Source organism: Paenibacillus agaridevorans (assembly GCF_003112455.1).
Classification (GTDB): Bacteria; Bacillota; Bacilli; order Paenibacillales; family Paenibacillaceae; genus Pristimantibacillus; species Pristimantibacillus agaridevorans.
Genome location: NZ_BDQX01000091.1, coordinates 26655 through 47606 on the forward strand (window position 1 = coordinate 26655; position 20952 = coordinate 47606).

Consider the following 20952-nt stretch of genomic DNA (forward strand, 5'->3'; position numbering starts at 1 on the left):
TATTTACATGTGTACTATAGTACATATGTTCTTCTTTGTACAACTATCCGACTAATGATCTATCAGCCGATGAAAGATGGGGATAATGTGAAATTTAAAATTGAGCAACCTAAAATCCTAGTTGAGTTACTCGAAACAAAATCCATTCGCTCATTAGAATCAAAAGATGAGATCAGCAATGGAGTTATTGAAAATACAACAATTGAATCTCAGGATGCAATCAAGGTTTCCATGGATAAAATGATTTTTAGAAACGTAACCATTACGGAGTCTTCGTTGGAGCAAATCGAACTTACAGATATTGTTTTCGAGAACTGTGATTTTTCGAATGTTAATTTTTCAAGTTCATTTATGCATCGTATTGAATTTAGAAATTGTAAGCTCATTGGTACAAGCTTCTCTCAAAGCCGATTTCAAAATGTCCGTTTTCTGGACTGTTTGGGGGACTTTGCGAATTTTCGCTTCGCTACATTTAAACAGGCGGGTTTTGAAGATTGTTCATTAATAAGCGCCGACTATTATAATTCTACTTTTCAAAAAATATTTTTTACTCGTTGCAATATTGATCAGGCTTATATGATCGGATCAAAGTTAATGGGCGTCGATCTTAGCGATTGTACCTTTGACGAATTAAGTGTTGAGCTTCAAGATTTAGATGGATGTATGATTTCTAGTCATCAGGCCTCGACTTTTGTGGGGCTTATGGGAATGATTATTCGATAATCGATACTCGGGAGGCGTTATTATGTTTCAATATAGTAATGAAAATTATGATGGAGTTAATTTTAGCAGCCAAGATCTAAGGTATGGAGAATTGGTTAGTTGCACCTTCAATCGTTGTCATTTTTCTAACGGGGCATTGGAGGAAATAATGACGAAAAACTGTCGCTTCATTGAGTGCAAATTTCAAGGGGCATCACTAAACGGCTCCATTCATACGGAATCCGCTTTTGAAAACTGTAACTTTAGCCAAGCAAATCTCTTTGTTTCAAAATTTGATAATTGCAAAATGACAGGGTCGGATTTCTCAAGCTCAAATATGGATGGGATTACGATTCTTAAAGGAGACTGGTCTTACACGAACCTGAGACATGCCAGATTAACAAGACAGGATTTACGCGGGATTCGTTTTTACGAGGCGGATCTCTCTGAAGCCAATCTAGAAAAAACGGATCTGAGGGAATGTGATTTTACTAGAGCGATTTTATCAAAAGCGAAATTACAGGGGGCTGACATCCGTGGCGCTAAAATGGATGGTATCGATTTCAAAGCATTTGCTCTAAAGGGTGTTCGAATGGATAGGGAACAATCTGTTTTGCTCTCGCTTTCTTATGGTGCTAAAGTTGATTGAACGTTTTCGAGCCGGGCAAGTACGGAACGATTTCATTTGGAGATGATGGTCATATGCGTGGAATAGCCATATTATTTTCCTTCTTATTATTAGGTACAATTTTGGAACGGCTTGCTGGCGTCCCACTTCCAGGAAACGTGATCGGGCTTCTTCTTCTGTTTCTCTCTCTTGCGCTTGGATGGGTAAAGCTAGAATCGGTGGAAAACGTATCCCTGTGGCTGCTTAAAAATATGATGCTTTTCTTTGCGCCCCTCATTGTCGGCGCAATGGTATTCTTCCCATTATTCCAGAAGGAATGGTCTGCTCTAGTCATGTCCTTGTTGTTTGGAACATTATCAGTCGTGCTCGCTACTGCGCTCACGGCAAAATTTTGGCCTGAAAGAAGGAAAAAGTAATGAATGCGCTCGATTCATTGTTGTCTTCCCCGGTGTTTGGCGTTACTGTGACGGTAGGATTCTATGTGTTGTCCTTGCACGTGCAGCGCCGATGGTTGTGGCTTCATCCCTTATTCCTTACTTCAGGCGGAACCATCCTGCTGCTCATCCTCGCTGATATCCCTTATGAGTCTTACGCCAAAGGCGGCGATATCATCACGTTCTTTCTCGGGCCTGCGACAGTAGCGCTTGCGGTCCCCCTCTATAAACGACGTTACGAGATACGCGAACATTTTATTCGTATCGTCGGCTCCATTACGGTTGGCAGTGCCGTCGGCATCGTTTCATCTTGGTTTCTAGTTTTCACTTTTGGCGGGAGCTGGGACCTATTAATCGCTTCTCTCTCAAAATCGGCCACCTCTGCCATTTCCGTCGAGCTTTCGCGCAGCCTCGGCAAACCGCCTGAGCTAGCAGCCGTCTTGACCGTGCTGACCGGACTAACCGGCAGTATGCTAGGACCGCTATTATTGCGATTGCTGCGATTGGATGGCGCCATACCTCTTGGACTTGCCATTGGCACCGCGTCACATGGCATCGGGACCTCACGCCTGATGCGCGATAACGAGCAAGCTGGCAGTTACGCAGGCCTTGCGATGGGAATAACCGGGATCGTCATTTCCATCCTATTCATCCCGATAGTCTGGTGGCTTCATTAAAAGGGTGCAATAAGGCCGTTTATGCTTTCTTCAGTGCTTCATATGTTGTCAAAAATCCAGGTGCGCTGCCATGTATTACTTTGACCCGGCGCAAGCTCCAGCTTATGAAAGGCTTCTACGCTAACGATATGATCTGCGCACCACATCGTCATGCCGCAGATATCAATCTCGTCCTTTACGTCTATACGGGCGCCGGAGGCTTCATTTATCATCGACCATTCAAATATTTTTGGGTTGCCTATTTGTATCTCTTCCAGCGGCACCTTTACAGAGGCAGGCGAAGGTGAATATTGCGCAAAGGTAAATCCATGTCCATCACCTTTTATTTGCCCGTTTAGCACGTCTTTCCCCATGTCTTTGATCGAATCCATTCGTATCTTGTAATCCGGCCCAAGAGCCATAGAATTTATGGTAAGAAAATTATGGCAATATTCGCGGATACTTACCGGCTTTTCTCCTTCGTTCTTAACCGTGATTTGCATAATGAGCCTGTTATCCTTAACCCATACATCTTTCTTTTGGCTTATTGCATAACCCATACAAAATCGCGGTTCCGTTATGAATCTGGCGCCGTCCTTGCTATCCTCAACACGAATGTTGTACGGCTCGGCATCGTATCTTTCCCAGAACTTGTACGGCGCGTCTTCGAACTTATTTAAAAGACCGACGCCGAATTTTGGAAAAGGCTCGCCTATCTTTGCCTCTGCGCTGACATCGAATACATATTCGCTGCAAAGCCCGCGCCCGCCGGAAGACGGATGGGAGAGATTATTAGGCTCCGTGGCGCAGAAACGATGCACCCCATCAAGCACGATTTCGGTTATAAATCCCGCACGGTCGAAACGCGTAGTTATATTGGGAACTTCGTTCGGGTGAGCAATCTCAACACGCAAACGATCTGATTTTATTTCAAACATCACTTCTGCTCCTTTTTATTCTTACTTTGATGATATGGCGACAATACTGCGTTACTTTAAAGCATAGCACAAAAACATCCTGCAACGAAAGAAACCGTACAGAGTGGCACAGGGCAATCGCATTAATCCTCATCATATGTCTACTGAATGTCTACTTTTTCAGGCATAACAAAAGCCCTAGACCTAGCTGGTCGGGCTTTTTATATAGTTTGTTTGTTGTTTTCCATTTAATTGGATTTAGCGTTGATGAGGCAGACAACTCCCTACTACTAGCTCTAAATAAGTTGAATTTAAAATTCTTACTTGTATAATTGTTATAACAGTTGAATAAATTGATAGGGAGGGAACTTAATGAATAGGATGGGTGAGATGGAACGAAAAGTGACTAAATTCGGCAACAGTCTAGGTATAACCATGACTGACGCTTTGAAACAAATTGGTGTGGATCAGGGCGACATTGTCGCCATCGATGTTAACCCTGATACAGGGGAAATCGTCATTAGGAAATCGACGAAAGTTTCCTTACCTGACGGAATTAGTACGGACTTCATGGATACACTGACTGATGTCATTGAGGAATACGATCAAACGCTTCGTGGGCTTAAAGACAGATGACATCCATTCGATATTTATCCGTCCAAGAAGTGATAGCTATCAATGTAGCCATGATTCAACGTTATAGCCCGGGGGAACATATTGGAGTGAAAGAGCCTGGATTGCTCGAATCGGCCATCCATAGGCCTCGATCTTCTGTCTTTAACGAAGACGCTTATCCCACTATTTATGAAAAAGCTGCCGCTTTGTTCGAATCGCTAGGGCAAAACCATCCTTTTCACAATGCAAATAAACGAACAGCTTTTACAGCACTGGTTATATTTCTACGTTATAATGGCCTGCATTTTAAGATGGATACCAAGAAAGCCGAAGATTTTACGGTGGATATGGTTAATCATCGATTCGATCGTCAACAAGCCGTTGCGATCATTGAAGCTCACTGCGTCACTATTCAAAGGCCATAAAATGCAAGAAAACCATTTCCGACTCGCTTATCCACATCATTTAGTTCAAATGATAGGGGAACGTCCCCATTTATACTCGAAAGGACCTCGAATTCCACTGTAAAGTGGGAAATAGGTCCTTTTTCTTAAAACACACAACCCTGCTATAGTGAAAAATCGGTAATACCCTTTTTATAGGCATATTTCAGAGTATATGTTCCTAATTCTCCATATGGCATTGTAGCAATTTTTATACGAGTATAATCAAGCCTGCTGTCTCTTAAAACTCTTTTTACCAAGGCTATACTCCGTTCTTCTTCGGTAATGATACAAAATATATTAAGAGCATATTTTTTCGGGTCAGATATGCATTTCCCCATATCAAAGCCATCAACACAACCTAAGTTAGCATCAGCTAAAGATATGTCCAAGTACTCCATCACTTTATCTCTTAACCAATTGTCACGTTGGCTGCCTTTTTCACTTTTCAGAGGATATTGTACCACCAACCAAAATTTTTCACTCATTCTGACTCACCAGCCAATGTTCATATAATATATTACACAATTGCTTTTGGTACCCCCTTCTCCTTCAAGGGATTTACATCATTCATTATATCAAAGAAACCTTGTCAAATGGACATCCTATGTCTTGCTTTATAGCCAAAAACCATATCAAATACGTACCACCGTCAGGCCCAACGCTGCTCATCCTGGCAGTCTAACAACCTCCTTCTCCGCCATAAAAGCTTGGCTGTCGATACAAGATCCGTCTCATTAAATTCATGACTTTGTATCTTAAGCCCCTGATCGATTTCTCTTCCCGTTCATTCTCGACCCCATCCACCAAACAAACGCGACTAGCTTCTCGTTTTAACTTAAACTTCACCTTCATCCGTTTCGTACAATTGAATGATCCATGCCGATTGCCCCTGTTCCTCCGGCTGCTTAAGCGCCGAGAAAGCTATCCGGATCAAACGAGCTGCAAATCAACGAAACAGCCATGGCATCCTCATGCTGGATAGTGTTTTGCAGTCGATATTCATATCACACTTCACGTTCCGGACTAATACCCTATATGGTTATCATTATCATGCAGGGAGCGAGCTTAGTGGATAAAAAAATGACCTATGACTACATCGTAGTCGGTACAGGGCCAGCAGGCGCCGTTATTGCAAATACGCTTTCAAATAATAAAAAAACATCTGTTCTTGTACTTGAAGCCGGTGGAAACAATGATCATGACGAGCCGATAAGAAATTCAACAGCCGCAGCGGAGCTTGAGGAAAACTATTCTGCTCAATATTTTTGGCAAGGCAAAGGAATCCCCCAAGAAGGGCTTGATGATCGTTCCTTTGAATGGACAACGGGAAGACTCGCAGGCGGAGGCTCTTCCATTAATGGAGAGCAGTATGTACGACCGACATCCGAGGTCATGAGAAATTGGGAGGAGCTCCTAGGCCGTACATGGTCTCCCCAAAATGCAATTCATCGTTTTAAACAACTGGAAAGGTTTAGCGGAGAAACGAATCATGATCATGTGCATGGCTACCACGGCAAGATCAATATTAGGCAGGCACCCGAGCATCCAACTTCGATGACGGAAAAATTGACTACTGCGATGGAAAGAGCTACCGGATTTCCAAGAATCCTTGACTACAACGATCCCCATACTCCTCTAGGCCCCTTCACACGTTGGCAATTGTATCAGAAGCTTAGCGGAAATCGAGAAAGTGCTTCAACCGCATTCTTATCCCCTCTAGTCGTATCACGTAACGGCCATGGAGTTCATGGGCGCAAACTAACCATACGATTTCATACAACCGTGCTCCGAATATTATTTTCCCAGAGGCGTGCTATCGGAGTAGAATTCATGCAGGAAGGCAAATGTATAAGAGCCTACTCGCGCAAGAAGGTCATTATTAGTGCGGGAATCAATAGCGCCCAACTCTTACTGTTATCTGGTATAGGACCCGCCGATTCACTGAGAAAGGCCAACATTCCCGTCGTCTTTCATAATCGGAATGTTGGCCAGTCCTTAAGAAACCACACTCTTAATTCCGCCACCTTCTCGGCAAATCCTAACGATCGCGCCCTGCCACTAAACGATCCAAATGCTTTGTACTCAGGAGGAGCCTTTTTGCCTGATCCAACAGGAATTGCTCCGCATCGACGCGCTGTTCAATTGATCGGGTTAGGTTCTAACGGCAAGTTAACTATAGCCATCATCTACCTTCGACCAAAAAGTCGTGGAACCATCCGGCTCCAAACGAAAGATCCCCTTCAAATCGTTTTAGCGAATGAGGGATTCCTTCAGGATCCAGAAGATATGGAGGCCATTAAAAATACTTACCGAACATACATTAAAGATATTGCACATGAGTTATCCCATATCGATTCATCCTATCAACTATTGTCGCCTGATATAGATACAATCGAAGACGATGCAAAACTTGAAAGCTTTATTAAAGAAAATTTTGATCATAATCATCATCAACAAGGTTCACTTCGAATGGCTCCTTTAAGCAAAGGTGGAGTGGTTGATCGCTTTGGTCGAGTGCATGGAGTTAACGATTTAATCGTTGCAGACGCGTCGATTATCCCTTTTACAGTTGATGGGAACACTTCCGCTTCCGCATACCTCATCGGTTATACCATAGCGAAGCATTTACAGAAAGTCCCTCGGCGTAGGAAAATAAAACAATATATTTGGGAGGAATCCGAAGAAGAATAAACAAACATCGTGAGTGACTAACCTTATAGGTAATAACTGCGGAACAATTGAAGCACTTCGTTGACCGTAAGGCCATCTGCCGCTTTAACATCCTGCATAAGCGCTCCGAGGCGTTGCCTTAATTCTTTTGTTCCGGACGGGACTCCCAAGACCCTGACTTCTCCTGATGTTGGCTTTGTCATTCGCTAGATACAATTAGTGTGGGTTGTCACAAAACGAATATGACAAATGTCAGAAAAAGAGGACCGCACAAAAAAAGAAGGACCTTAAGCCCTTCTCAGCATGACGTACAATTCACACTCTTCCGACTCCTCTCATTTTCACGCAAAAAAGCCAGCATCTTTCGGCTGGCTTTGATGTATTACTGTCGTAATCTTCCTAGTAAAGCCCGCATTACGGTTTTCCGTTTGGCGGCGTGGGCGGCAGAACGACGGCGCCGGCCGCTTTACCGTCAATGCCTAGAACTTCAATTTCATCAAGGAAGACCCAGACATTGACCGGAAATTCAACTCTGACGTACCTGGCGTACACCTTATCGGCTCCCGCTTTCCCTGGCACACCGTCTGTTACCCCGCTCCATCTCACGAAATCAGCCGATATAGCATCTTGTGCCGATGACGGGGAAATGGTTGCCAGCTTGCTCCAGGTTTGGCCGTTAGTTGATACGGAAAAAGAGACATTCTGAGGGAAATAGATGCCGGGCCCTTTATCCTGAAGAAAATGGACTCTTATTAATCCGATCGATTTATTGCGGCCCAAATCAAATGTGATTGTACGATTTCGATCCTCCGGGTAGTCGCTTCCCGCATGGCCCTGCCATTGCCCGTTGCGGTAATCCGTCCCGCCGAACAGACCGTTCGTAAGTTCACTCCCTGAATCGGTATAGTTGCTGTTAGGCTGCCGCGAAATGGTATAGCTTTGACCGAGAGCCAGGTTGCTGAGGCCCCAGCCGTCAGACCATGCTTGAATGAGAACTTGGGCGTAAGTATCAAGCAGCGTTGCTGCCGAAGGCGAAATCAGCTCTTGCGCTTGCACGGCCGGGTCGTGAATGTGCGCGAGAAAGTCCTGCATATACGTTACTGCGTCCTTCGGCTTGTTTTGGTCCAGAAGAAGCTTGATAATCTGCAAACGGTACGACAAATCATTGCCAAAAACCGAATTGATTTCGTTTGACGCGACATAACTTTGTATAAGCTCCATCATCGTCTCCGGCGCCGGGTCGCTGTCAATGGCGTATGTTCCGTTCAAATACTGATACAGCCAGTCATACATTAAACGCAAACCCGGATCCTTGCTTACCCCTAAGTTGTAAACTGCATTATTGCCTTGATAGTAAGCTCTGAAACCATTTTGCATCAGGCCGGATCTGACGCCGCTGTCCAGGTATTCGATAAAACGCTGGAGGAGTACGGGGTCTGTCAGCATCCCGTCATCAAATTCGATCTCGTTCCCCATCCCGAATCGCTTTGCATTATTCGTAGCATCATCTAGACGGTCGGAATCCATTCCGCCAAAGAAGTAATTCGGCTGGTAAGCCGCAGCATCCACTCCGAGGTCTTTCCACATATACATCTTGTAAGCCATAGAGTGCGGAATCCAGAAAACCTTCCTATTCATGGCATGCACTTTTCCCGTCACAGCGCGCATCATATCTGGCCCGGATTCGGATATTTCGACTTGTTCCGGCATCCAGTACATGCCGACAAGATCAAGATTCGAGTAGTTGGCAGCCTGCCATTTTTGCTGAACTTGATCCAGATACCAATGCACCGCTTTTTCCCTGTTTTCAAACGCTTTTTCTTTGCCTGCGGAGGTCTCGTTAAAGTTTAAGGAACCGCTGCCGTCAATATCGCCAAAATCGGTTAAGGATTCCCCAGGATTCGGAATCATCAACACAACCTTGACCCGGTGATCGGGCTGTTTCAGCTTGGCTCCGACTTCCATGGCAGCCTCGTTCAACTGCTGCATATCCCCCGATGCCGCGAAGGTTTTATTCAAATACCAATTCCAATCTTCCAGATTCGTTTGCCCAGTGCCGAAATCTCGGCCGGCAGGCGATGCAATCCCGAGATAGAGTATGCCGTCAAAAAGCCAATCGACCGGCTCTCCGTCTTTATTTACATAGCTAATGTTAGGAATAATCCGTTCCTTGGTCCAATCGCCCAACCCATTTGCGTATTGCCCGTTATACAGCAGATTCAGATTTCGGATACCGGCTGTAGCTTCCCCAGGCTCCAAAAAAAGATGCTGCTCGGCAGGAACCTTTACTGCCCCGTCAACCTTGCCGTCCATACCCAAAATTTCGATTTCGTCAATGAATTCCGATAGCGCATGATGCATTGAAAATGCTACTTTCACATAGCGGGCATAAGCCAGCTCGCCATCCGTATTCCCGCTTTTGATTCCGTCCCGGCTGCCATCCCATTCAAAGGTTTCCTCTCTGGGCGGGCCATCTCCCCAAAGCAGCTGCGTGGCGTTATGGGAGAGCAGCCCCCAATTTTCCTTATCGTCGGAGACATACATCGATACCGACAGCGGTACGAGGATGGAGTTCGTAGGATAATCTTGAAAAAAATGAGCAGTTATCCTCCCGATCGACTTTTCCTCTCCCAGATCGAATACGACTTCGCGCGTTTTTCCGCGGAGATGCCCCACCCATGCCGGGTCGTTCATATCCAATGTGCCGTATATTCCATCCGTAAGCTTGTATCCGTCATCGGGATGTGAAGCTTCCGGCGCTTCAGACCATTCATACGGAAGGCCTGCCGCGAGATTGCGGAAATTCGTCTCTGCCGCCGATGGCGCTGCCGCCTGCTTTGCGGCCGCGGCCGCAACAGGCGATGTCGCCTGCCATGCAGAAATCGGGGTTACCAGCAAAGCTGCTGCCATCAGGATCGATACCCATTTTTTGTTCGAAATCATCTTGGTCAGCTCCTTTTTTTGTTTTATTTGCCCCTCGCCGCCAGAAACTCATCAATTTGCTTTTGCAGCTCCTGCTGAATTTTTTTAAGGGCGGGACCTGCCTCCGCTTCGAATTTCTTCAATGTATCCTCCGGATCGATAACTCCGTTAAACAGCGCCGTGTAATATTGCCCATCGACTGTATTGTACTGGCTGATCTCGTTTTGCACAGAGGTACCGTCGAATTCGAAACCGGCCAAAATATCGGTGGTGAACATGTCGGCATCGCGAAGCAAGGCATCCATTTCATCATTCTTCGGGTCGCCGCCTATTACAGTTCGTTCATCGACCGGATTCCATAGCCAGACATAACCGAATGCAGAGTAGCCGGAAGTATCCAGGTTTTTCATTTTGTCCTCTCCTACCGCTTCCCAATGCTTGCCTTCGATTCCGTAAGAGAGCAGATCGTAGTTTTCCTTCTCATTCGCCCAGTTCAGGAACATCATCGCTCGCTCCTTGTTTTTGCTCACCTTCGGCACAGCCAGGAAATTCCACTGTTTGAAATTAGTGAAATTCGCGCCCTTTTCCGGGCTGAAGAAAGTAACCGTTTCCAACTCGCCGTTCGGCACATTATTCTTGAACGTGTTCTTAAGGGAATCGCCGATGCCGAACGCGCCGTTCGTGACGATCGCCACTTTGCCTGCCGAGATCGGCTGGTGAAAATCTTTCGTCGTCAAAATATCCTTGAAAATCAGCCCATCGGTAAACCATTTGTTCGTGTTCGCCAGCCACGTTCCGATAGGCTCCCGGTCCTCCAGCAAATTGTAAACTTTGCCGTCATTGTTTTTGTAATAGAGCATCAGGCTATTGCCCAGCGCATGGGTCGGTCTGACATGGGTGTCGTAATCATTCAGGGCATGGTGTGCGACAAATGAATATGTGGCGGAGCCTGCAGTCATCGGGATGATGCCTTTCTCCTGCTCCTTCACCTTGTAGGCAAAAGCAATTAAATCGTCATACGTTTTAATTGGCGGTACGCCAAGCTTCTCGCGAATGTCTTTGCGCACCATGTAGGAATTGCCGGACATGTAGCTGACGCCAAGCGGAACGGCCATAATTTTGCCGCCATACTTGTTGTAGTCCCACATTTGCTGCGGCCGTTTCTCCAGCACCGTTTTGCCATACTCGGCCAGTAGATCGTCCAGCGGCTCATAGAAACCGCTTGCAATCATTTGATTGATATGCAACCACGGCGCATCGAAGATCAGGTCGATATTTTCGCCGGAAGCAAGCGTCACCTGCGTCTTTTGCGCCAAGTCGGACCACGGCACGAATACGACGTCAAGCTTTACATTGATCGTATCCTTCATTCGCTTCTCCGCTTCGGCGATGACTAAATCCATATCCGGCGGCCGGTCTCCGGGAATCATAATTTTCAGTGTTACCTGCTCCAGCTTGTTATCACCGCTGGCGCCGTTATTGTCTCCGGTCTGACCCGGAGGTTCGGACGTCTTCCCTTCTCCTTCGCTATTCCCCGTGCAGCCTGCAAGTGCGACAAGCGCGATCAAGAGCACGAGCGCGGTGGATAAAAATCTTTTCATCGTTAATTCCCCCTGTTTCAAGGATGAACTTCTCCTAACCTTTTACCGATCCAAGCGTCAAGCCTTTAATGAAGAAACGTTGAATAAACGGGTAAACGAAGACGATCGGACCGATAGTAACACAGACGATCGCCAGCTGCATACCGTAGGTCGGCACGACGACATTATACTGCGTCTGGCTGCCGCCCACATAAGCCATAACATTTAAATTAGACATCAGCTGGCGGATCATCATTTGCAGCGGCAGCATTTTGTAATTGTCGATAAACAGCAGCGACAAGTACCAGTCGTTCCAATATTGCAGCGCATAGAATAGACTCACCGTAGCGATCGCAGGCAGCGAGATCGGCCAGATAATACGAAAGAAAATATAGAGATCATTCGCGCCGTCCACCGTTGCTGCCTCATTCAACTCATATGGCAGTGTCCTGTAGTACGAGACGAGAATGAAAGCGTAGAACGGATTAAGCAGATAGGGCAAAATTAGCGCCCAAACCGAGTCTTTCAGATGCAGCCAGTTGGCGATCAGCATATAGAAGCCGACCAGCCCCGCACCGAACAGCATCGTCAGGAAGGTCAAAAAGGCTAAAATGTTGCGGTATTTCACTTTCCGGTGGCTCAGCGTGTAGGCATAGGCGGCTGTTACGAGGACGCCCAGTGCCGTGCCGGCTATCGTCACCATAATTGTAATGCCGTAGCTGCGGAACACCTGTTTGCCGGAGAGCAGAAATTCATACGCATGAAGACTGAATTTCCCAGGAAGCAGCTGATATCCCGCCGTTTGAAGAATCGATTCATCGGCGAACGAGTTGATGAAAACAATCCAGAACGGAATGAAGCAAAACAACGCAAAAGCGCATAGCACCGCGTACATAAAAACAAGAAACAACCGTTCTTTCACATCGATCACACCTTAAACCATTCGGCGAAAAAGGCTGCTTGACCAAGTCTTCGCCCGCTTGCCGAACCTTTTTTTTGAATTTAGAATAGTCTTGAATCCGCATCCACCTTGCGCGCAATCGCATTGAAGATCAGAATCGTAACAAGACCCATGCAGGATTGGTATACGATGACGGCGGAGGACATGCTGAAATTGCCCAGCTGCCGCAGTGCGCGGTACGCATACGAGTCGATGACATCTGTTGTTGGAAACAGTACGCCGTTATCCCCGATGATCGCGTAAATCATGCCGAAATCGCCGTAGAAAATACGACCGACACCAAGCAGCGCCAATACCATCACGATCGGCCGCATGAGCGGCAGCGTAATGTAAAACATCTGCTGCATCCGGCTCGCGCCTTCGATTCTCGCGCTTTCGTAATATTCCGCGGAGATGCCTGTAATGACCGCCAAAAAAATAATGGAATTGTATCCGGCGATCTTCCAGGCGCTGATTACCGTTAAGATGTACGGCCAGACGCCAGGCGTCAAATACCAGTCCACGCCTTCAAAGCCAAGGACAGCAAGCGCGCGGTTCATGAGCCCCTCCGATGTGCCAAACAGCGTTAGCGCCATCATGCTGACGACAAGCCATGAAATAAAGTAAGGTAAAAAAATAAACGATTGTGCGATTCGCTGGAACAGCCTGTTCCGGACTTCATTCAGAAAGATGGCCAGCACGACCGCGCTGCCGAGGCCAGATACGAGAAACAGCGCATTAAGGAAAACGGTATTCAGTGTCACGCGCAGCCAATCTTTCCCATTAAAGAAAAACTCGAAGTTTTTAAAACCGACCCATTCGCTCCCCCATATTCCGTCCGACAGCCGGTAATTTTGGAAGGCGAGCAGGTGCCCAAGCATCGGCGTATACGCAAATACAACCAGAAACGCGATACCGGGCAGTGCCAGCAGATACAAATATCTGTTCCGCGACAGTTCACTTACGAACGTCCTGCCAAACTTTCTTTTTCGCTCCAAAAAGCGTTCCTCCTTTCTTGTCTTGTTTCACTTGCAGGTTTCGAACGCTGTCATCGTAGCATTCACAGCAAATACTTGCCTAGTTCTCATTGGCCGGATTCGGTTCTCGGCCAGCCGATTTGCGAGGATTCGGCCGGTTGTTATTAACCTGGCGAGTTCGCAATCGCCTGCTAATTCGCCGAGTTCTCAGCCATATAGCGCGACCACTCGTTTCGTTCCTCCGTCTTACTCTCGCGGTATTGGCTCGGTGTCATGCCTGTCGCTTTCTTAAAAGCGGTGAAAAAATGGCTCTTCGTCTGAAAACCGGACTCTACTGCAATGTCGGCAACCTGCATCGTCGTCTGTTCCAGCAGCTCCTTCACCTTGCCGATCCGCTCATTCAGAATGAAATTCGACAGCGTCAAACCATATTGTTCGTGAAACAGGTGCCGAACGTATTTGGCGGACAACGCGATATGATCTGCAATTTCGTCCACCGACAGCATCGGGTCGTGAATATGGTAACGGACGAACTCGATAATTTCCTCGATCTGCTTTTCCTTGCGGTTGAAGCCCTTTCGGTCGCTTAGCAACTGGATGATCCGGCCGGTCTCTTCCTTTAGCCATTCGCAGACATCGGCAAGTGTGGCGAACTGCCTCAAGTGATGTTCGATTCCTTCAACACTCTGAACGGACGTCATTTTGCTGAACGATTTGACGATCGCAAACAGAAGCAGCTTCAGTTGGAATTGGCACTCGGTATATTTCATTGTCTGCAAGCATACGAACAACTCATCCAGCATCGCCAGCGCCTTCTCCTCTTTGCCGCTGCGAATCGTCTGGATCAGATTTTCATGCACGGCCTCCTCAATTGGAGCCTGCAGATCTGCATAGCGCTCAAAGTCCTGTTCGATGTAAATCTTGTCATCGCCGCTGACAAACTTGAACAAAGTCAGTTCATTTATATCGTCGTATACTTTGCGCAAATCATCGTGCACGCGGCGAGCTTCACTTTCCGCGATCGTGACGTTCAATTTGACGTAGCTGGCAACTTGCCGGCGCAGTTCCTTCAGCTCTTTTGTCAAATTGGCGTCAGGCGAGGAAGTGGCCGCGCCAACGATCAGAACGAGATGGTCCGAGCCGAAATCGACCACCTCTATCGGCCGTTCCGGCCGGCCCAGCAGCTCCTCCGCGATATTGCCGATTGCATACTTGAGCAGCTTGCGCGAGACAAAATCATACTGTTCGGACAGTTCATAATAGGAATCAATTTTGACGACGGCCAGCCGAAGCCATTCGTAGTCGAGCAGGCCGGATTCGCGGGCAATCGCCGCTCTGGCGCTGTCGGTCAGCCGGCCCTGCAGCAGCCACTGCCGCAAATATTCGGTCTTGATCAGCGGATAATGATCGCGAAGCATGACGACGCCCTTTTCAATGACGCCATAATCGTTCTCCCCCTTCACCCCCAGCTTACGCTGCAGCTGATCCGCTAGCCGCCGGAAAGGTCCGACGAAACGGCGTGAATTCCAATAGGCGATAAGGAGAAGCACCGCAAGCAGCAGCAATGAGTAGTTGATAATGACGGTTTTGAACGCATCGGCCTTTTCCCGGAATTGCTTCATCTCCGTGATGGAGACAATATTCCATCCCAACGATTCGAGACGGGCATAATTAACGAACGCTTCCCCTCCGGCACGGTTTAGCTCGAAGGATCCCCGCTCCAATCCCGTCCGGATGCTGCTGATGCTCTTCTCGAGCCGCTCATCCGATTCCCCCAGGATCAGCCTGCCCTGATCATCCACAATGGAGAACAGCGCATCCGCCCTTCCGCCGCCCGATATCAAATGCTTTTGCAGCTCCTTCTTGTTGAACAGGACGACAAGATACCCGTCGCGATTTTTTTGCACGGGAGTCGAAGGAAGCTGAAGCGCCAAATATGAGTTTCTTCCTATTTGGTGGTCGAAGTAGCGGAGGAAGGACCCTGGATTACGCTCGATCCGCTGCAGCATCGACCGATCGGCGAATTCCTCGAACGGGAGCAGTCCAACTTTGGAGTCGATGACCTCACGTTTGCGCATGTTAAATAAGTAAGCGGATTCAATAAAAGGCTCATTAGATAAATACTTCGTTAAAACCCGCATCGTACCGGCATTTTGCAGCAGATTTTCGGCGGAGGCATATAACCAGCTCTGAACGGTATGATCTTCGTACATGTTCAGGCTGTACCATTTCAGCTTGGCCAGCATAAACTCCGTCCGCTCTGCCATTTCATCGATGCGGTCTTGATTGAACGTTCCCACCTGAGTGTAAGCGAAGTGAGAAAATCGGTTAGCCAGGAACAACGAAAACGGAATAATCGTAATTGCGAAGAAAATGCCGCTGATCACAAATATGCGCCAAGATGTCGATCTGAACATAGCTGATAACCCCTTTCTCCCTTCGTCATTAAAGGTTCTCTTTTGACTGGTATGTTTTATCTTATAGCAGCCCCTTCCTGTTTGCCTAGTCCTCGTTTGTCCGTCAAGTTCTGATTTTGCGTTTCCGCCCCGTTCTGCATGTTCTTGATCCTTAGGAAGATGAAAATGATGTGCAATGAAAACTCACGGTCGGAAAAAGGTGTCACCCCTATCTACAAACGGTCTACAATTTTGGGCAAAACAAAAACACCATCCTCATGCGGATGGTGTTCATGATGGTGGAGGCGAGGGGTGTTTGTGCAAATTCACAATTCTTCGGAGCGTGATGATTCGAATATTTGGGGAGGTGGCTTAATGAGGAGCATACACTTGCATCTTAGTGGTATCAATTATGAGCCCAGCTGTCCGAATGAAATCGAGGAATTTTTGACCATCGTATATAATGAATCGAATTAACGCGATGACGGTACCAGGCATCACGAAATATGAGGACGTTATTAATACCAAAAATAAGGTATTAATAACGTCCTCATTTAATTTCACTAACACAAGTTACATACCAATAATTTGAGGTCGAGACTTGTACCGGCAACTGAAATGCCGGTTCACCCGCCATTACGGCCTTTCCTTCTTGCTTACTCACAATTATCCCTTCGTATGACTGCTCGCCGCCCATAGCCTTGAATTTGACCTTCTAGATCTTTATCATGATTTACCACATTTGCTGGGATGACAGGACTCTCCTTGGGTCACGTCAATCGACTTCCTCCCGAATCCAGCCCTCTTAACTTCCAGAATCCACCAGTGTAGTGCGGGATATTCTCTTTTTTTCGAAAGAGTTACCCGATATTGTCAGAAAACTTGATTTCAGCCGCCTGTTTCGGGATTTGACTTCAAGCCCCCGCTCTCATCCTTTCGGACCACATGCTGCCTGTCAGCTATGCACTTCCGTCACCTCGCTGTGTGCACGGGACGTCTTGCGCTTGGTAGCGTAACGACTAAGGGGCCCCGAGAGGCTCCTATTCAAAGAACACTTCAACTCCACAAATGATCTAAATCGACATTATTCTACAAGCTTATTTAGGAAGTATTACTCAAGAATGTTTCCTTATTTTTGGTGTAATTGTTACTATATTACTTTTCTTCTTCGCTGGTTTTATCTGGATATTCAATTTCACTTAGAGTGCTTTTATTTTCATATGTCGCAAAATAGATTTCACCTATGATGGCTAAGTTCCAAACATTCTTTTCCGTCTTTAAATTTAAAATCTCTGGTCTATTCTCATAGGGATTAACCACAGTTAAATAATATTTTCCGTTGTCGTACGATTTATCTTTTACTTGAATGTAGCCGGTTGTACTTTCTGGACCATTGCAACCTATAAGCACCATAAATATCAGAATCAAGGATAACACTTTCACCCTCATCCTAGACCTCCTTTAAGTTGTTATTCTTATTCATAATTATATACAGAAGGTGGGTGATATTACAACTTTATGAACCTGAATTGCTAGTTGTACTACAAAAACTGATTTCTTAGGAGGCTTCATATGAATCGCTTGAAAGTAATTTTATCATTTATTTTGATTTTCACATTAGGTTCTACTTTAGCTCATGCTGAAGAAAACGTGTTGTCTGAGGAACAATATGAGCAAATATTAATTGATGCAGGAATGCCCCAAGCTTTGATAGATAATATGGACTTCTACGATAAACAGTTTATTGTTGAGAACTCTTCCGGCTCTGATTTACAATTTGATGGTTACTCTGAAAGTGCTTATGCATATAATACTTTTGGAGAGTTAGCACCGGTTGTGACTCCCCCTCCAGGAGTAGTTACACCATTCGCGAATATTCCCTCAACAGATCTTGTGCTTACTATGTTTCACTTTGTGACCACTTACAATGGTGTACAACTACACGACATCTATGGGACTTTCGAATGGCTCGCAAATCCTCATCAATCAACTAGCATCTCGTATTATGGAATTCAGAATGATCACATTGGCATGGCAGTCCCTGCAGATTGGGAAATACAAGATGACAAGTATGCTTGCGCTACACAATATAAAAACATTGGAAATGGAAATGTATGGTCCGCTCCATCGTCTGCAGGGTGCAATGATGATGATGGATCCCCTGTTGAGGATGAGTTATATGGCTCCGCATGGGAATTCGGAGGAAACCTTACTGATATGCCTGCTACAAAATATAAAGGTACCGTAAAGTTTGCTTTGGAAAAGAAAGTGTCAACCGCAACTGAACGAGCAGTAATTAAGTACAGCCAATCCAAACCACTAGGTGGAGTGTTCTCTACATCTATATCATTCGGACCAGCTACTGTTAATTTCAACCCATCAATTGGCACTAATGATACTGCTTCGGCTGATATAAGTTGGTAATATCCATTGAAGTAGCATTAGTTCAATGAAATAGCGACAGTCTAGGAGTCTTTCTTGTTCCTGACTGTCGCCTTTTTTAATTTACATATCATTTCAATTTCAATTCAATTTTTCGGACAATAAGAATCTGTTTCAATTATAGCCAACTCACGATAACCAATAGAATATAGACATAATGTCTACAATTTCTTTTCACAAACCCGCAGCATAAAGCTCGTGTCTACATCCCGTCTACAATTTCCGCCCACAGAAAAACCCAGCCCTCTTGCGGACTGGGTTTTCATGGTGGAGGCGAGGGGATTTGAACCCCTGTCCGAAGATCACGCCACACGGCTTTCTACGGGTGTAGTCACGAATTTGATGTCACCTGAGCAGACGCTTCGTAACCAGCTTCCGTTCAGGTCAGCCTGATTGTCTTCTTCAGCACACCCCAGGCGGAGATGTGACAGCGTATCCCACTAAAGTTGGGCCCTCATCCCGGTACATGGGCGATACAGAGCGAGAGCACGTGTGCAGGTTATTAAGCTGCTACAGCGTAGTTTGTTTGTTGTTTGCCGTTTAATAGGCTTTAGCGTTGATGAAGCAGACGACTCCCTGCTACCCGCTGGCTCGCGCTCGTCCAATCCCCGTCGAATCCATAAACGCCCCCGATGCGGCATAAACGTCACCCTGCCAGCCACTTCGCATCAAGCGAATAACTAAACAGCCAACGATTAGCACAGATCACTGGGACTCCAGGATTAACGATGAGTCGACTACTACGAGTCGTTCATCATGTCTTGCAACTTGCCAGTCTTGCTCGTTGCTACAAACTTAGTATACCACGCATCCATACAGAATGCTCGGAATTGTTGCTGGCAACGCTGGTCTTAACAACCATGTAAAGCTGTTCATTTCTTACTGTTGAGTCAAGCGTACATTACTACCCGATCTCGAAGCGAGCTCATGCTTGCTTCCAGTAGTAATTCGGCTTAACGAGCCACCTTTTGCTTCTCCCTAAGCGCACGCTGGATGTCGCGCTGCGCATCGCGTTTGGCTGCGGTGTCGCGTTTGTCGAACTGCTTCTTGCCTTTGCCCAAGCCGATCAGCAGTTTGGCATAACCGTTCCGAACGTAGATCTTGAGCGGAACGATCGCATAACCGTCGCGTTTGACCAAGCCCAGCAGCTTGTGAATCTGCTCCTTGTGCAGCAGCAGCTTGCGAGCCCGAGTAGGATCAGTCGGATTATGCATATTGCCTTGCTCGAACGGACTGATATGCATATTGTGGATGAACATCTCGCCGTCTCGGATCGTCGCGAATGCATCTCCGATATTCGCCCTGCCGTTCCGGAGCGACTTGATCTCCGTGCCCATCAGCACCATGCCCGCTTCGAAAGTCTCCTCGATGAAGTAGTCATGGGATGCCTTCTTGTTCTGGGCAAGCACCTTGCCGTCGTTTTTCTTAGCGCCCATGCCATTCACCTCGTTTCGGTCAGCATCTCCAGCCATAGGCTTGCTGGTGTTTTTCATTGTAACAACTTTGTATAGGGAAATCAAGGATGCTGCGCCGTACCATTCGGCTTAAAAGATCTTCTACCGATGACGCCCTAGTGTTGCCGCATTCGAAACCCAACTCTAATGGACATCAGCGACGCTATTCTTCAAAAAATCGGCATTCCGAAAAGGTAACGGACATAGGAAACCTTATTGCAGCCCAGTCAGCCTCGTAAGCTCCATTTCGGCCAAATAACGTCGCTGATGTCGCTTAGAATTGCAAAACATCGAAATCAAGCTCATAGTGTAGCTGATGTCCGTTAGAACGTTCTTTCAACAAACGCAAATAAATCCAACCCCTACAACGAGAAAGACCGCCCTCAACCGGATGGTCAAGGACGGTCTCATCGGAATTAAGCTATTACAGCTTAACTACGTTTTCAGCTTGAGGACCGCGGTTGCCTTCAACTACGTTGAACTCAACGCGTTGGCCTTCTTCAAGAGTTTTGAAGCCTTCGCCAACGATTGCGGAGAAGTGTACGAAAACGTCGTTTCCGCCTTCAACTTCGATGAAGCCGAAACCTTTCTCAGCGTTGAACCATTTAACTGTACCTTGTTGCATGTGGAATTACCTCCAAAAAGTGTATTAATATGCGCCTGTTTCGTTATTAAACAAAAAATTCACACATTGGAAAGGGTTTCATGACTCTAATGACACCCTTTTCAATATGTGAATTCAGGTTCATATCATCGATTCGATTGCCTTTAGTTTATAATACCCGCCGCCAAAAAGCAAGCGACAAGTCTAAATATATTTTCCCAGTTCATCCAGCCGACAGCACGCTCCGGCATCACGGGCACTACGCCCCTCCAACACCGCGTAATTGCCCGTAATCCCGAGCATTACCGTCTTATTATATCCTCAGCTTCCTTACCTTATACAGGACTATTTGCGATTTTTGCGAACGAATGCAGCTGTCGCGTTGCCGCCGCTTTTCTTCCGTTTCCTTTTTGCCGGACTGCCTGCGCTCGGAGCAGCCTCGCTGCCATTCCCGCCAGCCTTCCCGGCGTTGAAAATGCCGCTCGTCGTCGTATTCTTGCGACGACCGCCGCCGCCGCCTCCGCCGCTCGGACCGCGGCCGTTACCTGCTCTGCCCTTGCCGCCTCCCG

At 46.7% G+C, this 20952-nt stretch carries 19 protein-coding genes and 1 other RNA gene; 8 read left to right on the forward strand and 12 right to left on the reverse strand.

What is annotated here, in order from left to right; genetic code table 11:
* The first annotated feature begins 87 nt into the window (after window positions 1-87).
* The 4 genes from PAT3040_RS09515 to PAT3040_RS09530 are packed head-to-tail and all read left to right on the forward strand — an operon-like array spanning window position 88 to window position 2441.
* Window positions 88-723, forward strand: a complete 636-nt coding sequence (locus PAT3040_RS09515) for a pentapeptide repeat-containing protein (RefSeq protein ID WP_108992434.1) — start codon at window positions 88-90, stop codon at window positions 721-723.
* A 22-nt stretch (window positions 724-745) separates the two neighbouring features.
* The gene (locus PAT3040_RS09520) at window positions 746-1351 is read left to right on the forward strand and encodes a pentapeptide repeat-containing protein (RefSeq protein WP_108992435.1); all 606 of its coding nucleotides are present in this window, start codon (window positions 746-748) and stop codon (window positions 1349-1351) included.
* A complete protein-coding gene (locus tag PAT3040_RS09525) occupies window positions 1348-1746 on the forward strand; it encodes a CidA/LrgA family protein (protein WP_258234910.1) in 399 nt (132 codons plus the stop codon). The genes PAT3040_RS09520 and PAT3040_RS09525 overlap by 4 nt, the downstream gene beginning before the upstream one ends.
* A complete protein-coding gene (locus PAT3040_RS09530; protein ID WP_108992437.1) occupies window positions 1746-2441 on the forward strand; it encodes an LrgB family protein in 696 nt (231 codons plus the stop codon). The genes PAT3040_RS09525 and PAT3040_RS09530 overlap by 1 nt, the downstream gene beginning before the upstream one ends.
* 38 nt (window positions 2442-2479) lie before the next feature.
* Here the strand turns inward: PAT3040_RS09530 and PAT3040_RS09535 are convergent, their stop codons facing one another.
* Window positions 2480-3358 carry a hypothetical protein gene (locus tag PAT3040_RS09535; protein ID WP_108992438.1) on the reverse strand — a complete coding sequence of 293 codons (879 nt, stop codon included), beginning with the start codon at window positions 3356-3358 and terminating at the stop codon, window positions 2480-2482.
* 351 nt (window positions 3359-3709) lie between these two features.
* On the opposite strand from PAT3040_RS09535, the gene PAT3040_RS09540 reads away from it, so the two are divergent.
* On the forward strand, window positions 3710-3973 hold the full coding sequence (locus PAT3040_RS09540) for an AbrB/MazE/SpoVT family DNA-binding domain-containing protein (RefSeq protein ID WP_108992439.1): 264 nt from the start codon (window positions 3710-3712) through the stop codon (window positions 3971-3973).
* The gene (locus PAT3040_RS09545) at window positions 3970-4377 is read left to right on the forward strand and encodes a type II toxin-antitoxin system death-on-curing family toxin (protein ID WP_108992440.1); all 408 of its coding nucleotides are present in this window, start codon (window positions 3970-3972) and stop codon (window positions 4375-4377) included. Before PAT3040_RS09540 ends, PAT3040_RS09545 begins: the two co-directional genes overlap by 4 nt.
* 143 nt (window positions 4378-4520) lie before the next feature.
* Here the strand turns inward: PAT3040_RS09545 and PAT3040_RS09550 are convergent, their stop codons facing one another.
* Window positions 4521-4883, reverse strand: a complete 363-nt coding sequence (locus tag PAT3040_RS09550; RefSeq protein ID WP_108992441.1) for a hypothetical protein — start codon at window positions 4881-4883, stop codon at window positions 4521-4523.
* 565 nt (window positions 4884-5448) lie between these two features.
* On the opposite strand from PAT3040_RS09550, the gene PAT3040_RS09555 reads away from it, so the two are divergent.
* Entirely contained in the window at window positions 5449-7089 is a 1641-nt protein-coding gene (locus PAT3040_RS09555; RefSeq protein WP_181376530.1) for a GMC family oxidoreductase, read from the forward strand.
* A gap of 393 nt (window positions 7090-7482) precedes the next feature.
* On the opposite strand, the gene PAT3040_RS09565 is transcribed toward PAT3040_RS09555, so the two are convergent.
* The 6 genes from PAT3040_RS09565 to PAT3040_RS09590 form a co-directional block, all read right to left on the reverse strand.
* On the reverse strand, window positions 7483-10011 hold the full coding sequence (locus tag PAT3040_RS09565; protein ID WP_258234911.1) for a DUF4855 domain-containing protein: 2529 nt from the start codon (window positions 10009-10011) through the stop codon (window positions 7483-7485).
* 23 nt (window positions 10012-10034) lie between these two features.
* A complete protein-coding gene (locus PAT3040_RS09570) occupies window positions 10035-11591 on the reverse strand; it encodes an extracellular solute-binding protein (protein WP_108992443.1) in 1557 nt (518 codons plus the stop codon).
* Window positions 11592-11625: 34 nt separating this feature from the next.
* Window positions 11626-12492 (reverse strand): carbohydrate ABC transporter permease, encoded by an 867-nt coding sequence (locus PAT3040_RS09575; RefSeq protein ID WP_108992448.1) that lies wholly within the window; start codon window positions 12490-12492, stop codon window positions 11626-11628.
* Between the two features lie 80 nt (window positions 12493-12572).
* On the reverse strand, window positions 12573-13508 hold the full coding sequence (locus PAT3040_RS09580; RefSeq protein ID WP_087567530.1) for an ABC transporter permease: 936 nt from the start codon (window positions 13506-13508) through the stop codon (window positions 12573-12575).
* Between the two features lie 170 nt (window positions 13509-13678).
* Window positions 13679-15904: an AraC family transcriptional regulator gene (locus PAT3040_RS09585; RefSeq protein ID WP_108992444.1), complete on the reverse strand. Its 2226-nt coding sequence runs from the start codon at window positions 15902-15904 to the stop codon at window positions 13679-13681.
* 1134 nt (window positions 15905-17038) lie between these two features.
* Window positions 17039-17332 carry a hypothetical protein gene (locus tag PAT3040_RS09590; RefSeq protein ID WP_108992445.1) on the reverse strand — a complete coding sequence of 98 codons (294 nt, stop codon included), beginning with the start codon at window positions 17330-17332 and terminating at the stop codon, window positions 17039-17041.
* 123 nt (window positions 17333-17455) lie between these two features.
* Here PAT3040_RS09590 and PAT3040_RS09595 point away from each other — a divergent pair, with 123 nt between their 5' ends.
* The gene (locus tag PAT3040_RS09595; protein WP_108992446.1) at window positions 17456-18307 is read left to right on the forward strand and encodes a hypothetical protein; all 852 of its coding nucleotides are present in this window, start codon (window positions 17456-17458) and stop codon (window positions 18305-18307) included.
* A gap of 283 nt (window positions 18308-18590) precedes the next feature.
* Here PAT3040_RS09595 and ssrA read toward each other — a convergent pair.
* From ssrA to PAT3040_RS36895, 4 genes are all read right to left on the reverse strand, one after another.
* Window positions 18591-18956: a transfer-messenger RNA gene (gene ssrA, locus PAT3040_RS09600) on the reverse strand.
* A 322-nt stretch (window positions 18957-19278) separates the two neighbouring features.
* Complete coding sequence (smpB, locus tag PAT3040_RS09605; RefSeq protein WP_087572268.1) at window positions 19279-19761, reverse strand: SsrA-binding protein SmpB; 483 nt, start codon at window positions 19759-19761, stop codon at window positions 19279-19281.
* A 442-nt stretch (window positions 19762-20203) separates the two neighbouring features.
* Window positions 20204-20404, reverse strand: a complete 201-nt coding sequence (locus tag PAT3040_RS09610) for a cold-shock protein (protein WP_068678946.1) — start codon at window positions 20402-20404, stop codon at window positions 20204-20206.
* Window positions 20405-20728: 324 nt separating this feature from the next.
* On the reverse strand, window positions 20729-20952 hold a 224-nt coding region (locus PAT3040_RS36895), incomplete at its 5' end, for a hypothetical protein (protein WP_373863933.1).

Excerpts from the sequence above, each read along its gene's own strand:
- PAT3040_RS09565 (WP_258234911.1), bottom strand. The coding sequence starts at position 10,011 with ATGATTTCGAACAAAAAATGGGTATCGATCCTGATGGCAGCAGCTTTG.
- PAT3040_RS09540 (WP_108992439.1), top strand. The coding sequence starts at position 3,710 with ATGAATAGGATGGGTGAGATGGAACGAAAAGTGACTAAATTCGGCAAC.
- PAT3040_RS09610 (WP_068678946.1), bottom strand. The coding sequence starts at position 20,404 with ATGCAACAAGGTACAGTTAAATGGTTCAACGCTGAGAAAGGTTTCGGC.
- PAT3040_RS09550 (WP_108992441.1), bottom strand. The coding sequence starts at position 4,883 with ATGAGTGAAAAATTTTGGTTGGTGGTACAATATCCTCTGAAAAGTGAA.
- PAT3040_RS09585 (WP_108992444.1), bottom strand. The coding sequence starts at position 15,904 with ATGTTCAGATCGACATCTTGGCGCATATTTGTGATCAGCGGCATTTTC.
- PAT3040_RS09520 (WP_108992435.1), top strand. The coding sequence starts at position 746 with ATGTTTCAATATAGTAATGAAAATTATGATGGAGTTAATTTTAGCAGC.
- PAT3040_RS09530 (WP_108992437.1), top strand. The coding sequence starts at position 1,746 with ATGAATGCGCTCGATTCATTGTTGTCTTCCCCGGTGTTTGGCGTTACT.
- PAT3040_RS09545 (WP_108992440.1), top strand. The coding sequence starts at position 3,970 with ATGACATCCATTCGATATTTATCCGTCCAAGAAGTGATAGCTATCAAT.
- PAT3040_RS09555 (WP_181376530.1), top strand. The coding sequence starts at position 5,449 with ATGCAGGGAGCGAGCTTAGTGGATAAAAAAATGACCTATGACTACATC.
- PAT3040_RS09570 (WP_108992443.1), bottom strand. The coding sequence starts at position 11,591 with ATGAAAAGATTTTTATCCACCGCGCTCGTGCTCTTGATCGCGCTTGTC.
- PAT3040_RS09595 (WP_108992446.1), top strand. The coding sequence starts at position 17,456 with ATGAATCGCTTGAAAGTAATTTTATCATTTATTTTGATTTTCACATTA.
- smpB (WP_087572268.1), bottom strand. The coding sequence starts at position 19,761 with ATGGGCGCTAAGAAAAACGACGGCAAGGTGCTTGCCCAGAACAAGAAG.
- PAT3040_RS09535 (WP_108992438.1), bottom strand. The coding sequence starts at position 3,358 with ATGTTTGAAATAAAATCAGATCGTTTGCGTGTTGAGATTGCTCACCCG.
- PAT3040_RS09590 (WP_108992445.1), bottom strand. The coding sequence starts at position 17,332 with ATGAGGGTGAAAGTGTTATCCTTGATTCTGATATTTATGGTGCTTATA.